The 13832-nt window shown below is 61.6% G+C and carries 15 protein-coding genes; 10 read left to right on the plus strand and 5 right to left on the minus strand.

Annotated features, from left to right (window positions below):
* Nucleotides 1–4 precede the first annotated feature (4 nt).
* Nucleotides 5–370 carry a helix-turn-helix domain-containing protein gene (locus FHT87_RS23975; RefSeq protein WP_183805225.1) on the plus strand — a complete coding sequence of 122 codons (366 nt, stop codon included), beginning with the start codon at nucleotides 5–7 and terminating at the stop codon, nucleotides 368–370.
* Between the two features lie 5 nt (nucleotides 371–375).
* On the opposite strand, the gene FHT87_RS23980 is transcribed toward FHT87_RS23975, so the two are convergent.
* A complete protein-coding gene (locus FHT87_RS23980) occupies nucleotides 376–1092 on the minus strand; it encodes an SDR family oxidoreductase (RefSeq protein ID WP_183735234.1) in 717 nt (238 codons plus the stop codon).
* A 114-nt stretch (nucleotides 1093–1206) separates the two neighbouring features.
* On the opposite strand from FHT87_RS23980, the gene FHT87_RS23985 reads away from it, so the two are divergent.
* Nucleotides 1207–2061: a helix-turn-helix transcriptional regulator gene (locus FHT87_RS23985; RefSeq protein ID WP_183735235.1), complete on the plus strand. Its 855-nt coding sequence runs from the start codon at nucleotides 1207–1209 to the stop codon at nucleotides 2059–2061.
* Nucleotides 2062–2123: 62 nt separating this feature from the next.
* Nucleotides 2124–3866, plus strand: a complete 1743-nt coding sequence (gene ggt / locus FHT87_RS23990) for a gamma-glutamyltransferase (protein WP_183805227.1) — start codon at nucleotides 2124–2126, stop codon at nucleotides 3864–3866.
* Nucleotides 3867–3877: 11 nt separating this feature from the next.
* Here the strand turns inward: ggt and FHT87_RS23995 are convergent, their stop codons facing one another.
* Nucleotides 3878–4600 carry a hypothetical protein gene (locus tag FHT87_RS23995; protein ID WP_246699670.1) on the minus strand — a complete coding sequence of 241 codons (723 nt, stop codon included), beginning with the start codon at nucleotides 4598–4600 and terminating at the stop codon, nucleotides 3878–3880.
* Between the two features lie 134 nt (nucleotides 4601–4734).
* On the opposite strand from FHT87_RS23995, the gene FHT87_RS24000 reads away from it, so the two are divergent.
* The 3 genes from FHT87_RS24000 (at nucleotide 4735) to FHT87_RS24010 (ending at nucleotide 8002) form a co-directional block, all read left to right on the plus strand.
* Complete coding sequence (locus FHT87_RS24000) at nucleotides 4735–5796, plus strand: helix-turn-helix domain-containing protein (RefSeq protein ID WP_183805229.1); 1062 nt, start codon at nucleotides 4735–4737, stop codon at nucleotides 5794–5796.
* Nucleotides 5797–5865: 69 nt separating this feature from the next.
* Entirely contained in the window at nucleotides 5866–6840 is a 975-nt protein-coding gene (locus FHT87_RS24005) for a threonine/serine dehydratase (RefSeq protein ID WP_183805231.1), read from the plus strand.
* Between the two features lie 133 nt (nucleotides 6841–6973).
* Nucleotides 6974–8002: a dienelactone hydrolase gene (locus tag FHT87_RS24010; RefSeq protein WP_183805233.1), complete on the plus strand. Its 1029-nt coding sequence runs from the start codon at nucleotides 6974–6976 to the stop codon at nucleotides 8000–8002.
* Between the two features lie 55 nt (nucleotides 8003–8057).
* Here FHT87_RS24010 and FHT87_RS24015 read toward each other — a convergent pair whose 3' ends face one another.
* Nucleotides 8058–8855 (minus strand): SDR family oxidoreductase, encoded by a 798-nt coding sequence (locus FHT87_RS24015; RefSeq protein WP_183805235.1) that lies wholly within the window; start codon nucleotides 8853–8855, stop codon nucleotides 8058–8060.
* A 126-nt stretch (nucleotides 8856–8981) separates the two neighbouring features.
* Here FHT87_RS24015 and FHT87_RS24020 point away from each other — a divergent pair, with 126 nt between their 5' ends.
* On the plus strand, nucleotides 8982–9926 hold the full coding sequence (locus tag FHT87_RS24020) for a GlxA family transcriptional regulator (protein ID WP_183805237.1): 945 nt from the start codon (nucleotides 8982–8984) through the stop codon (nucleotides 9924–9926).
* 423 nt (nucleotides 9927–10349) lie between these two features.
* On the opposite strand, the gene FHT87_RS24025 is transcribed toward FHT87_RS24020, so the two are convergent.
* Both FHT87_RS24025 and FHT87_RS24030 read right to left on the minus strand, forming a co-directional pair.
* Nucleotides 10350–11156, minus strand: coding sequence for a phytanoyl-CoA dioxygenase family protein (locus tag FHT87_RS24025; protein WP_183735242.1), 807 nt, complete (start codon nucleotides 11154–11156; stop codon nucleotides 10350–10352).
* Nucleotides 11157–11382: 226 nt separating this feature from the next.
* The gene (locus tag FHT87_RS24030; RefSeq protein ID WP_183805239.1) at nucleotides 11383–12315 is read right to left on the minus strand and encodes a LysR substrate-binding domain-containing protein; all 933 of its coding nucleotides are present in this window, start codon (nucleotides 12313–12315) and stop codon (nucleotides 11383–11385) included.
* A gap of 107 nt (nucleotides 12316–12422) precedes the next feature.
* Between FHT87_RS24030 and FHT87_RS24035 the strand changes: the two genes are divergently transcribed.
* The 3 genes from FHT87_RS24035 to FHT87_RS24045 are packed head-to-tail and all read left to right on the plus strand — an operon-like array spanning nucleotide 12423 to nucleotide 13800.
* The gene (locus FHT87_RS24035; protein WP_183735244.1) at nucleotides 12423–12842 is read left to right on the plus strand and encodes a tautomerase family protein; all 420 of its coding nucleotides are present in this window, start codon (nucleotides 12423–12425) and stop codon (nucleotides 12840–12842) included.
* Nucleotides 12839–13243 carry a cupin domain-containing protein gene (locus FHT87_RS24040; protein ID WP_183735245.1) on the plus strand — a complete coding sequence of 135 codons (405 nt, stop codon included), beginning with the start codon at nucleotides 12839–12841 and terminating at the stop codon, nucleotides 13241–13243. Before FHT87_RS24035 ends, FHT87_RS24040 begins: the two co-directional genes overlap by 4 nt.
* On the plus strand, nucleotides 13240–13800 hold the full coding sequence (locus FHT87_RS24045; RefSeq protein WP_183735246.1) for a DUF4865 family protein: 561 nt from the start codon (nucleotides 13240–13242) through the stop codon (nucleotides 13798–13800). The genes FHT87_RS24040 and FHT87_RS24045 overlap by 4 nt, the downstream gene beginning before the upstream one ends.
* Nucleotides 13801–13832 lie beyond the last annotated feature (32 nt).

Raw genomic sequence — 13832 nt, forward strand, 5'->3', positions numbered from 1 at the left:
TGCAATGACACCCTATTCTGCCGCGACCGGCGTCGAGAACGTTCTGAAGATCCTGGAAGGGCGCTGGAAGCTCATCATCCTCTTCCACCTCTTCGGCGGCAAGGTGCTGCGCTTTTCGGATCTCGAACGGGCCATCCCCGCAATCTCGCAGAAGATGCTGATCCAGCAACTGCGCCAGATGGAAAATGACGGCATCGTGCTGCGTATCGTCCACCATCAGGTGCCGCCCAAGGTGGAATATCGCCTGACCGACTGGGGCCAGGCCCTTTGCCCCGCTTTAGACGCCCTGTTGAAATGGGCAGCCCTGAAGGACAAGGACCTGACCGGCATGGTATTCACTCCCGAGGAGGCCGTCGACAAGACGGTCTGACCCACTCAAGCCGCAAGGTGAATGCCGCCGTCGCAGGTCAGGACATGACCGCTCATGAAACCATTCGAGACCAGAAATGCCACGGCCCTGGCGACGTCATCCGGCCGGCCGGTGCGGCCGACCGGTGTGCGCCCGGCAAAATCTTGAAAGACGGCCTGACGCTGCTCGGCAGGCAGGAAGTCCCACCACGGCGTATCGATCACACCGGGCGAAACACCATTCACGCGCAATGGCTTCAGCTCGGCTGCGAGCACCCGCACCATCGCCTCGATGCCGGCATTGACGGCAGCCAGACCAGCAGTCCCCGGCATGGCGGCCAGCGCGCTGACGGCGGAAACGAAAGTGATGCTGCCGTTCGGCTTCAGGAAAGGCAGAGCCGCTTGTGCTGTTGCCGCTTGAGGGATCAGCTTCGTCCGGAAGCCCGCCAGCAGATCGGCCATATCGAGCGTTGAGAAGGGGCCGGCTCCATGGCCGCTGCCAAGCGCCAGCACCAGGTGATCGAACGATCCGAGACCTTCGAAAGCCTGCCTCACCGCGGCGGGATCTCGGGCATCGATGGCAATCGTCGCGATCTCGCCGGAAAGATTGTCAGCCGACGCCTTGAGCTTTGTCTCGTCCCGTGCGGCGGAGGTGACGCGAAATCCCTGTTCCAGAAGCAGTTTGACCGTGGCGAGGCCGATACCCGAAGAGCCACCGATAACGACTGCATGCTGTAATGACATGAGAATACTCCCTTGAATGATCTGGCCCCCGACTTGCTTTGCCGGAGACGTTCTCATCTTGCGGAGCTCAAAAATCGCAAACAGGCCTAATTTTATCCTGGTATCGATACTGATATGATGGCCGCTATGGATCAGAAGCTGGATACGTTCGATGCCCGCCGCCGCGAGTTCGCGGCCTTCCTGCGCTCTCGCCGTGAACGCCTGCGGCCGACCGATGTCGGCCTGCCGGAAGGCTTCCGCCGCCGGACACCGGGGCTCAGGCGCGAAGAACTCGCCATGCTCGCAGGCGTCGGCACCACCTGGTACACCTGGCTTGAGCAAGGCCGCGACATCCATCCTTCCCCTCAGGTGCTGAATGCACTGGCGGACGCGCTTCGCCTTGATGAAGCAGAACGCCAGCATCTCATCACGCTGAATAGCCGCCAGTTGCCGCAACCGCTTTCGTCAGCACCCGAGGTGGTCGATGAACCGCTTCGCCGGATGCTTGATAATCTGGAACATCAGCCGGCTTATGTGCTCGGCCGACGCTGGGACGTGCTTGCCTGGAACCGCGCGGCAGACTTGCTGTTCGGCGGTTATGACCGGCTGGGGCCGGACGAGCGCAACACCATGCACCGGCTGTTTGCCGATGATTTCCATCGCAGCCTGCTGGTCGACTGGGAGGCCGTCGCCCGCGTCTCGCTCGCCATGTTCCGCGCCGACAGCGCCCGCTATGCCGGCGACCCGGATTTCGAGCGGCTCATCGCTCTGCTCCAGCAGGCGAGTCCGGAATTCCGCGCCTGGTGGCCACGCCATGAGGTCGTGGCTCCGCTCACCGGCGTGAAGCGCCTGAACCATCCGGTCAAGGGCCTGATGGCCTTCGAACACACAGGCCTTGCGCTGATGAGCCAGCCGGACATGAAGCTGATCGTCTACACGCCTCTCGACGAACACGACACGAACAGGAAACTCGCCGAGCTTCTCGCCTGATTATTGTCTGCCGCGGAAGTGACGCCATATCTTTCCCATCGCCGTCCTTCGAGGGGAAATTCATGGACCGCCTTCACAGACAATCCGTCGCCATTCTCGCCGCCATCTCGCTTTGCCTCGCGCCATTGCCAGCCTTTGCTGCCTCGCCTGCGCCTGTCGAAGCCGAACATGGCATGGTCGTCACTGCCCAGCATCTGGCAACCGATGTCGGTGTCGACGTGCTGAAGAGCGGTGGCAATGCTGTCGATGCCGCGGTCGCAGTCGGTTATGCGCTGGCTGTCGTTTATCCGACAGCCGGCAACCTCGGCGGCGGCGGTTTCATGACGATCCGCCTGAAAGACGGACGGACGACCTTTCTCGATTTCCGCGAACGCGCGCCGCTCGCGGCAACCGAGACCATGTATCTCGACGCCAAGGGCGATATCGTTCCCCGCGCCAGCCTCGACGGCTATCTCGCCGTCGGCACACCGGGTTCGGTCATGGGATTCGAGACAGCCCGCGAGAAATACGGCACGAAGAAGCGCGAGGAACTGATCGCGCCAGCCCTGAAATATGCAGCGGAAGGCTTCACGCTGGAGCAAGGTGATACGGCAAGCTTTGCCGGCAGCGCCAAGCGGCTTGCCAAGGATGAAGAGGCCGCAAAAATCTTCCTCAAGGCCGGCGGCAGCCCCTATTCGCCCGGTGAAAAACTGGTGCAGCCGGATCTGGCCGCTGTCCTACAATCGATCTCGGAAAAAGGCCCCGACGCCTTCTATAAGGGCGCACCGGCCGATGCGATCGTCAAGGCGAGCCAGGCCAAGGGCGGCATTCTCGCCAAGGAGGATTTCGAGCAATACAGGGTGCGGGAACTGAAACCGATCGAATGCAATTACCGCGGCTATGACATCATTTCCTCACCACCGCCCTCCTCCGGCGGCGTCATCATCTGCGAGATCCTGAACGTCCTCGAAGGCTATCCGCTTTCCTATCTCGGCTATGGATCGACCGAAGCCGTGCATATAATGGTCGAGGCCATGCGTTATGCCTATGTGGACCGCAACGCTGCGCTCGGCGATCCCGATTTTATCGACAACCCCGTCTCCAAGCTGCTGGACAAGAACTATGCCAAGGAGATCCGCGCCAAGATCGATCCCTACAGGGCCGGTACGTCGGCCAATCTGAAGCCGCTCGGCGGCAAGGAAAGCACGGAGACGACGCATTATTCCGTTATCGATGACGAAGGCAATGCCGTTGCCGTAACCTATACGCTGAACGGCTCCTTCGGCGCCGGTGTGGTCGCACCCGGCACCGGCGTGCTGCTTAACAACGAGATGGACGATTTCACCTCCAAGCCCGGCGTGCCGAATCTCTATGGCCTTGTGCAGGGCGAGGCCAATGCCATCGCACCGAAGAAGACGCCGCTGTCTTCTATGAGTCCAACGATCGTCACCAAGGACGGCAAGCCCTTCATGGTGATCGGCAGCCCCGGCGGCTCGCGCATCATCACGATCACACTGGAAACGATTCTCAACGTCGTCGATTTCGGCATGGACATCAGCCAGGCGGTCAACGCCCCGCGCATCCATCACCAATGGCAGCCGGACACCGTCTACCTGGAGCCCTTTGCGCTCTCTCCGGATACTGAAAAGGCGCTTGCCGAGATGGGTTACAAACTCGCGGGTGGCAATGGTGCTCCGGTCTGGGGACAGGCGGCTGGCATCCTCGTCGGAGGCAAAAGCCTTGCAGCCATCGAGAAGGGTGGTGGCGCCCGCTACAACGGCGCAATGGACAGCCGCGCGACCGAAGGCTCGGCCAACGGTTATTGACAGGCCGGGCTTCAGCGGATCCTGACGCGAACGAAATCGCCGTCGATCTCGACGCGCGGCATGGCGCCCGGCACGCTCGGCTGCCGGGCATCGACCCAGGAAGCTTTTGCCGTCACCCTGTAGTCTATCGGCACACTGTCTCCGAACCCGAGATAAGCATCGAGTGCGCGAGCACGGATCGATACTCTTTCGTCCGCTTCGACCCTGTCGAAATCAAGGGAAGCCCGCACGGCATCGGCACGGATATCGATGCCACTGGCATGGCCGTCAAAGGTCACGTCAGCCGCTTTTCCGGCAATGGCGAGATCGGAGAAATGGCCATCGAGCCTTGCCGTGAAGGCGCTCTGATCGATCCTGAGGGCCGCGCCGGCGGGCACATTGGCATTGACCTCGATCACGCAGTCGGACGGGTCCAGCCAGGACGATGCGGCAATATCGATATGCAGGACCGTGCCGTCGACACGCATGTTGCTGTTGTCACGGCAATCGGCGAAGTACCAGCTCGAATACCAGGATGAGAACCAGCCCTTGCGTCGCCCACTGAGTGATGCCCCATAAGGCTGGTCGCTTCGCGTGGTGATGTTGATCGAGCTGGCATCGCCGCTGATGGCGACGGCCCGTACGCCGGAAAGGTCGGAAATTGCAGTGGTCGACACCTTATCCGGCAATGCGGAAGCGGAGGCTACCAGAAGCACCGGCATGACGAGAAGAATGGCCATCGGAAATCCGTTCATGATTGCGACCTCCTATCGAGGACACCGGCAGGATGGATTTTCAGGCCCATTTCGAGACCTCGATCACGATCCGGGTCGACCGCGAACGCAATCGGGTTCATTCTGAGATCATTGTTGCTGTTCGGATATCACCGATGATCTTTGTTCCCCTGCCCTTCGTCGTGGCTCTTCTGCTTGCCATCCTGCTCATCCGCATGCTGCGGCAGGGAGATGGATCGCTCGCCGAAAAGCGACCTTTCCTGCTGCTGATCGGGTTCTATGTCCTCCAATCCGTGGTGATCGGCATCCGCTGGGGCTATGACATCATCGAGATCATGCCTCTTCAGTCGTTGATCGCGACAACGATCGCGGCTCTCGCCTGGGTCTGCTTCAAGGGGCTGGCCATGGAAGAGCTGCCCACCCTCTCCCGTTTCTGGCCGCACCTTCTGCCGACGGCCGCGATCATGGTTCTCATCGCCCTTTATCCTGAGCCGATCAGCCTCGCCATTATCCTGATCTTCCTCGGCTACGGTGCAGCACTGCTCTGGCTTGCCCGGCATGGCCCGGATGCGCTCGTCGCCTCCCGCCTTGACGGTGCAGTGCTTTCCTATCGTTCGCTGCAGATCACCGGCTTCGCCCTCATCGCTTCTGCCATCACCGACGTCATTATCAGCTTCGATTTCACCAAGACCGGTGGCATCCATGCAGGCGCCATCGTAGCGCTCGGGAATGTCATCGCGCTACTGATTCTCGGCACCGCCGCCTCGGTGGCGAGCAGCGGCAGTACAGTCGAAGCGACATCCGCGGAACCGCCCCCGCCGCCACCGGCAACGGAGGAAGACGCAGCGGTCGCCGCAGCCCTCGATGCGCTGATGCGCGCTCGTCAACTCTACCGCGATCCCGAACTCAATCTCAGCCGCATTGCCCGCAGGATGAACCTGCCCGCCCGGCGCGTCTCCACGGCCGTCAACCGCATCCACGGCATGAGCGTCTCACAATATGTGAACGACCTCCGCATCCGCGCCGCCTGCGAGCAGCTGATCGGCACCGATCACTCGATAACGCAGGTGATGTTCGACTCCGGCTTCATCAGCAAGTCCAACTTCAACCGCGAGTTCGCGCGTATGAATGGCGAAAGCCCGACACAGTTCAGACGACGGCGCATCCCCCAGGAATCGGGTGGCACAGCGTCCAATGTCATATTCATGTCACCGTGACAAAGTCGCCGTTCACAAGCAAAGATGCGCGCTCTATGCATGAGCGGCATTCAGCAAAAAGAGATTCCCATGGCTTCCATTGAAATGATCGTTGCCGCCCGGGCTCGCCTGCGCGGTCATGCGCGGCGCACGCCGCTTCTCTCCTCCCCCTTTCTCGATGAAATCGCCGGCCGGCGGCTGTTCGTGAAGGCCGAATGCCTGCAGCATACCGGCTCCTTCAAGTTCCGCGGTGGCTGGTCCGCCGTCTCGGGCATCGATCCGGACCTGCGCAAGAAAGGCGTCATCGCCTTCTCCTCTGGTAACCATGCACAAGGTGTCGCCCTTGCCGCCCGCATGCACGGCATCCCCTCTGTCATCATCATGCCGAGCGACGCGCCGAAGCTGAAGATCGCCAACACGCGGGCCTTCGGCGCCGAAGTCGTGCTCTACGACCGCGCCAATGACGACCGCGACGAGATCGGCGCGAAGCTCTCGGCCGAACGCGGGTTGACGCTCATCAAGCCCTTCGATGAGCCGCTGGTCATTGCCGGCCAGGGCACCACCGGGCTGGAAATCGCCGAACAGACGGAAGAGGAAGGCGTCAGGAATGCCGAAGTCCTCGTTCCCTGCGGCGGCGGCGGCCTGAGTTCCGGCATCGCCCTGGCATTGGAAGCAAGCGCACCGGGTTTTCGCGTCCGTCCCTGCGAGCCGGAAAACTTCGACGACACGACGCGCTCGCTTGCCTCGGGTAAGATCGAGCGCAATGCTTCGCTCACGGGCTCGATCTGCGATGCGATCGTCACGCCGCAACCGGGCAACATCACCTTCCCGATCCTGAAACGCCTGGCCGGACAGGGCGTTGTCGTCACCGACGATGAAGCACTGCGCGCTGTCGCACTTGCCTTCATCCGCCTCAAGATCGTCGTCGAGCCAGGCGGGGCCGTTGCCCTTGCCGCTGCACTCTTCCACGGCGACCAGTTGGACAGCGATACGGCAGTCGTCGTCACCTCAGGCGGCAACATCGACGCCGGCGTGTTTACCACAGCGCTGGAGCGCTTCGGCTAAAAGCCGGCAACTTAACGACGAAGACCCTGATCGCGATCGGCGACGACCCCGATCATGATCGGGGTCTTCCTCACCTGAAAAACAGCGAAACCTCGTCTCGCCGCCATGTGGCGGTCTTCGTTCCGAGGTTTTCATGATACATCTTCTCATCCAGCTGCTGTCGGCCTGCCTTCTTGCCGCCAACACTCCGGTACATACGGCCAACACTGTCGGTCTGTCCTTCTTCTCGGTTCCTGTGCCGGAACGCGGCGGCATCATGGACATCACGCTCTGGTATCCGGCGACGGCAGGCGGAACGCCCGTCCTGGTCGGTGACAGTCCGCTTTTCAAAGGCGAGGCCGCACAACAGGGCGCACCTGCCGCTGCCGGCAGCCATCCCTTGATCCTGCTTTCTCATGGCGGTCTGAAATCCGGTCCGTTCATCGGCGCCTGGATGGCATCGCGCCTCGCGTCGAAGGGCTTCGTGGTGGCGATGATGCGACAGCCGGATCCGCAGATGATGACGAGCGAAGAGAGCCTTCACGAGATATGGCTGCGGCCCGCTGATCTCTCCGCAGCCCTGAACGCAATCGAGAAGGGCGGCACGCTGCCTGCAACGATAGACCACAACCGTATCGGCGTGCTGGGCTTCCTAGTCGGCGGGACATCCGCACTTTCGATTGCTGGCGGCCACCTCGATCCGGAGAGCTTCGCGCGCTCCTGCGATCCCGGCGGCACAGGCATCGACTGCGCCGAGTTCGCCAGCGCCGGTATCGATCTCCATTCCATCGACAGGCAGAAGCTCGCCCGCTCCCATCTCGAACCGCGGGTGAAGGCGGTCGTCGTCATCGATCCTGAATTCGGCGCCAGCTTCGCGCCTGAAAGCCTCGCGCGCATATCGATCCCCGTCCGGCTGATCAATCTCGGCACCCCGGAAACCATCTGGCCGGGGCTGCGCGCGTCAGGCCTGAAGGACGCAATACAAAACGCACGTCACGATCTCCTGACGGGCGCTTCGCAATACAGCGCCTTCAGCGAATGCAAACCGTCAGGCGCCGCCATCCTTCGCAAGGAAGGTGAAGAGCCTCTCTGCGACGATCCGAGGGGAACAAGCCGGACGGCTATCCATGATCGCCTCGCGGAGATGGTGGCAGCGGCCTTCAGTACGAACCTCCCTCGATAGAAAATATCGTCCGCAGCGACCTGCCGCGGACGATGCCATTCTCTGTCGATCGCCGTTATCCGACCTTGTAGCGCGGAGCCGGCGCCGAGCGAGACAGGTTCGGCATCAGCGCCTGGCGTGCCTGTTCATAAGCGGCGAGCAGGCCGGCATCTTCGAGCGCCGGGATCGTCGCAAATTCACCCTCGGCAAGACCTGCCAGTGACGCGTCGACCATGTTTTCAGCTGACATGACGATCTCGCCCGGCAGATGCTCGACCGGCGTGCCGGCAATGCCCCAGAACTCTGTGGCGGTGGCGCCTGGCAACACGACCTGGACGCGGATATTCTTGTCGGCAAGCTCATGCTTCAGTGACTGGCTGAAGGCGAGCACGAAGGCTTTCGTTCCGCCATAGACGCCGTTGAGAATCTCAGGCGCGATCGCCACGATCGAGGCGATATTGATGATGGTGCCGCCACCGCGGGCGACGAGACCGGGCACGGCGGCGTAGGTCAATCGCATCACCGCCGTCACGTTGATATCCACCATCTCCTGCATCTTGTCGACGTCGGAGGCGAGCAGCGGCGCAGTGCCTCCGAAGCCGGCATTGTTGACCAGCATGGTGATGCTCCGGTCTTCCTTCAGTACCTTCTCGACTTTGACGAGATCGTCTTTCTTGCCGAGATCGGCAGACAACGTCTCGACGGTGCGGCCCGTTTCATCGGCCAGCCGCCTTGCCAGCGCCTTCAGCCGCTCGTCATTGCGGGCGACGAGGATGAGGTTGTAGCCCTGCTTTGCCAGCCGTTGCGCATAGATTGCGCCGATGCCCGAGGATGCACCTGTGACCAGCGCCGTACCCTTATGCTCCTGTGCCATGATCTTCTCCATTTCGTGCGCCGGCCCGATTGCCTTGCGCTTGAGGAGAGTTTTACGCCCGATTGCCGATGTCCCAAATGTCATATATACCACCTTTTAGGACATCCACTTTTCGAGACATGACCCATGCAGCAAATCGGTTTCCTGCTCTTTCCCGGCTTCCAGATCATGAGCCTCGCTGCCGTCTCTGCCTTTGAATTCGCCAATCTGGAACTTGGCGAGAAGGCTTACGATATTCATTATCTCTCCGAGACCGGCGGCCCGATCGCCAATTCGCTCGGCATGATCATCGAGACCGAAGCCTTCGGCGATCCCGCTTTCGACACGCTGATCGTTGCCGGCGCACCTGACGTCAGGCTGCCCAGCGAGGCCGAGGCGGATTTCATTCGCGCGGCCCTTCCCGTGACACGCCGCCTGGCCTCGATCTGCACCGGTGCCTTCCTTCTCGCCGATGCCGGCGTTCTTGATGGCCGCCGCGCCACCACCCACTGGTATCTCGCTCGCGAACTGCAAAGCCGCTATCCGCAGATCAGGATGGAAGAGGATCGCATCTACATCATCGACGGTTCCGTCTGGACCTCAGCGGGCATGACGGCTGGTGTCGATCTGGCTTTGGCCATGGTCGAGAAAGACCATGGCCTGGAGATCGCCCGCGCTGTTGCCCGCAAGCTGGTCGTCTATCATCGTCGCGCCGGCGGCCAGTCGCAGTTTTCCGCCCTTCTGGAACTGGAGCCGAAATCCGACCGCATCCAGAAGGCGCTTGCACATGCCCGCAGCAATCTGAAATCCACGCTCTCGGTCGAAGAACTGGCCGAGGCTGCACATCTGAGCCCCCGTCAATTCAGTCGTACCTTCCGCGCCGAAACGGGTCAGTCGCCGGCAAAGGCCGTCGAGAACCTGCGCCTGGAAGCGGCTCGCCTGATGATGGAACAGGGCCGTCATCCAATCGATATCGTCGCCCGCGAAACCGGCTTTGCCGATCGCGAGCGTATGCGCCGCGCCTTCCTGCGCGCCTTCGGCCAGCCGCCGCAGGCAATTCGTCGGGCGGCCCAGCAGGAACTGCAGGCGTGATGTGACAGGCAAAGCCGAATGCACCCTCTCTGGTCGCGGCGGAGGTGGAGGGGGTGGATGGGGTTCGGTGCATTTTTCCAAGAGTAGCCGTAAGCGCCGCTATACAGCCACGTTGAGTACCGACATAAGTGGCTTCCGGCAGGTTTGATCAAATAACCCCATCCACACCCTCCACTCGATTCAAATCAATATATATCAATTACTTGAGCTGGAGGGGTAACCCCGTCCACACCCTCCATTTGAACGTGAACCCCCTCCACCGAGAGCATTGAGCGTCCATTTCGGAGACACAAAGGGCGCTCTCTTCTTCAATCCGGGCATCTTGTGGAGGAGGTTACCTGAAGTGGAGGGGGTTCGATACGAAACAACCCCCTCCACATCAATCATGCCGCGCAAAAGCGTGCAGCTGTTTTGCGATACGCCTCAACCTTGCTGAAGCGCCCTGCGGATGGCGATTTCGACAGGCGAGTAGGCACCATCCTCACGCGCAAGCTTTAGCGGCTCGGAAGGCGCGAGGCCCGGCTGCGCCATGAAGCGCGGTTCCTTGCCCCGATGCATCTGTGCTGCATGGATGAGGAACGGATGGCACAGATAGACCGTACCCGCCTGCCCCGTCGCCAGAGCAAGCGGCCTGTCCTCGCCGACATGCTCCAGCCAAAGATGCGCCATGCCAGCCTCACCGGCCGGCTCCAGAAGCCTTGCGATGTCCTTGTGCGACCCGACCCGGATACGCGTCGGCGCGTCTTCTTCGCCGACATCCGAGAACAGGAAGAGCATCAGGAGCGCCCGTCCGCGTGAGTTGATATTCACCCGCCAGGCGGAAAAATCCCGCTGCTCGCCCGGGTTTCCATCCGCTCCCGGAAAGCTCAGATCCACATGCCAGCCGGCATCGCCGGGATCGTCAGGATGCGGAAAGCGGACCGGGAAGCTGCCAAGACCGCTGCGCGGCTCCCAGCGTCCCTTGCCCACGAGCTGATCGAAAGCCGAATGCAGCAGGGGCGTGTTGACTGCCGTCTCGAACGGTCCGCCGCCGTAGCCGGCAAGCCGGACGACCGGCTGCACCCAGCTTTTCGGATCGTCGGGATCAAAAGGGATATCCCGCCACATGATGGCGCGGGCCTCCTCGGCCACGTTGCGGGGAAAAGCATCATCGACGCGTACGAAGCCGTCTTCGATGAATTGCTCGATCTGCGCGGCGCTGAGCGCCGGCGGGTAAACGGTAGATGTCATGAAATATCTCTCTATCGCCAAACCCTGCCGGCATCATCCATTCGCCTGACGCAGGGTGGTTACAGTCCACGGTAACGCACCAGCCAACCGGCTGGTTAAGCGGCCGCATCTTCCTTTGCCCGAAGGCAGAGCCTTAGAGGCTCAAGAAGAAGACCGTGGCGATGTTGAGAGCGATCATTTTCATAGTGGGGAGAAGCTATTGGTTTCCGCCCGGAGGGTCAACACCTCACCCGAACCTTCGCAGCGCCTTCCCCTGATCGGATGGAATGGAAACATACCGCACCGCCTCATGCACCGACTGCAGCACCAGTTCCGCCAGCCGCCTCGTTGCAGCATCCGGCTCCGCGTCCGCTCGATGCAAGACCAGCCCCAGGTCAGGCAGTTCCGGCAGGCCGGCTTCCCCTGGCGCCAGCATCCGCACCTTGGCAGGCAGCCCGATAGGCGTACGCACCGTAATACCCAGCCCTGCAGCGGTTGCCGCCCAGAGGCCGCCGAGGCTTGGACTGACGAAGGACAGCCGCCAGGAGATACCGGCCTCATCCAGCACTTTCGTCGCGGCGTTCCTGAGCAGGCAGGGCGCCTCGAGCGAAGCCAGCGGCATCGGCTCGCCGCTTCCAGCCGCCCATGCCGGCATCCCGCTCGCCGGACCGATCCACCGCATCGGCACATCGGCGATATGCTCGCAATGCGCGGTCAAGGTGCTGACGCTCCAGGCGAGCGCCAGATCGAGCTTGCCCGTCGTCACGCGTTCCAGAAGCTCGGCATTGCGCACCACCCGCGCCTCGATACGCACCTTCGGATGCGCCCGCGCAAAACGCCCAAGCACCTCGGGCAGCAGGTTCTCGCCGAAATCCTCCTGCAGGCCGAGCCGCACCCAGCCCTCCAGCTCGACGCTCTGCACCGCCGCGACCGCTTCGTCATTCAGATCGAGCAACCGCCGGGCATAGGCAAGCATTGTCTCACCGGCTTCCGTCAGCGCCAATCTACGTCCCGATTTGCGGAAGATCGGCGTACCGGCCTGCTCCTCCAGCCTTTTGAGCTGTGCACTGACGGCGGATGTCGACCGTCCCAGCCGATCCGCCGCCTTGGCGAAATTGCCGACATCCATGCCGGTCGCAAACGTTCTCAGCACATCCAGATCGAACGTAACCCGCCTCATCCAACAATCCCATTTTAAAGGACAATAAGTCCATAAAATTCTGATTTTCTGTATTATCGTGGCGTGGCATGCTTCTCCTGTCAAGACACACAACAAGGAGGCATCCAATGCCGTTTGCTCGCATCTCCCTTCTGAAGGGCAAGTCGCCGGATTATCTGCGCGCCCTTTCGGACAACATCCACAAAGCCATGGTGGAGACCTTCAACGTGCCACCTGCCGACCGCTTCCAGATCATCCACCAGCACGAGCCGGGCGAATTGATCTTCGACCGGAATTACCTCGCCGGCCCGCGCTCGGATGATTTCGTGCTGATCGCGATCACGGCTGGCAAGCCGCGGACGACCGAAATGCGCAAGGCTTTCTTCCGCCGAACCGTCGAACTGCTGCAGCAATCGTCTGGCCTGCGCCCGGAAGATGTGATGATCGTCATCTCGACCAGCGAACCGGACGAATGGTCCTTTGGCGACGGCCTAGCGCAGATGGCCGAGCCCGGCTGGGAAGCCCGCGCCATGGGAGTTCCATCATGAGCGAGGCCAACCCGAAGACGATGACCATCTGCCGCCCCGGCAATGCCACCCGCGCTCCGGAAGGTATTTCGAATGCGCCCTTCTGGGTCGAAATGCTGCTCGACAGTCGGATCGATGGCGAAAACACCGCCATGCGCGCAACCCTGGATCCTGGCACCGTCACCCACTGGCATACGCATCCGCGCGGCCAGTTTCTTTATGTCCTCTCCGGCGTCGGTCTCGTGCAGCGGGAGGGTGAACCAGTCGAGGAAGTCAGAACCGGTGATGCAATATGGTTCGCTCCGGACGAGCTTCACTGGCACGGGGCAACAGCCGAGAGTCCCTTCAGCTACTTGAGCATCCAGGGCTTCGAGAAGGGACGCTTTGTCGATTGGCGGAACGTGGAGGAACCTCAGCGATGATGGCAATGCAATATTCCGTCACCCTGGCCGCCGACTACGACATGGAGATCATCGACCGCCGCATCCGCGACAAGGGGCCGGCGATGGACGGCTTCCCGCAGCTTGGTTTCAAGGCGTTTCTAAGCGCTCGCCATGGTGAGTTCGGCAGCGGTGAAAACCTCTATGCGCCCTTCTATCTCTGGGATCAGCCGGAAGGCGCCTGCGACTTCATCTGCGGCCCCGGCTTTGCTGCGCTGACTGGCGCCTTCGGCCGGCCGAGCATTCGCCACTGGATCGTCTGGAGTGCGCAGGTCTCGTCCGACCTCGGCAATGCCCGCTTCGCCGACAGCGAATATCGCGCCATCGAGCCGCATGCCCAACTGCCCGACCTGCGACAGCAGGAGGTTGACCTGGCAAAGCAGGAAGCCGGCGGCAAACATGTGCTCGCCCGCATCGCCGCCTTCGATCCACATGACTGGACGATGGTGCGTTTCGGTCTCTATGCAAAGGCGCCTCCCGCCTCAGGCACTAATCAGATCTATCGCGTCGGCCACCTCTCCCGCGGCCGAAGCGCATAAAGCGAAATCGAAAAACAAAAAGCGCCCCTCTT

Origin of the sequence: Rhizobium sp. BK316, assembly GCF_014193695.1 — a bacterium.
Lineage (GTDB): Bacteria > Pseudomonadota > Alphaproteobacteria > Rhizobiales > Rhizobiaceae > Rhizobium.